We start from the raw sequence: 376 nt of genomic DNA, 5'->3' as shown, positions 1-376 counted from the left end.
TTTGGCAAAGGCGACGCACTGGGTAATCCGTCGAGTGCTTGTTGATGAAGGCGTACTTCAGCCGCACTCCTTGGCAAAGTACGCGGCGGCCTTCTTTAATATGTCTCGCTCTTCTGTCACCCGCTTGAGTTCAGCGCGCAGCTTGCGCAGTTCAGCCTGCTGATCATTGTCTTGCTGACGCTGCTCTTGGGGCTTGCTGTAGACCTTGATCCAGGCGTAAAGGCTGTGCACGGACATGCCCAGGCGCTGGGCGACCTCGGCGACAGGTTTGCCTTTCTCGGTCACTTGCTTGACCGCTTCGATCTTGAATTCTTCGGGGTAACGCTGACGACTCATGGCACCTCCTATTTGGGCCTCATTATGAGGCTTGGAGGTG

The 376-nt window shown here is 56.1% G+C and carries 1 pseudogene; it reads right to left on the bottom strand.

The window, feature by feature from the left end:
- Nucleotides 1–336 (bottom strand): annotated as a pseudogene (locus AC25M7_RS25515) (transposase); the annotation flags it as partial.
- Nucleotides 337–376 lie beyond the last annotated feature (40 nt).

This window comes from Pseudomonas sp. P106(2024) (genome assembly GCF_057480815.1).
Note: the sequence above shows the minus strand (reverse complement) of the source record. Positions and strands in the feature narration are given on the sequence as shown.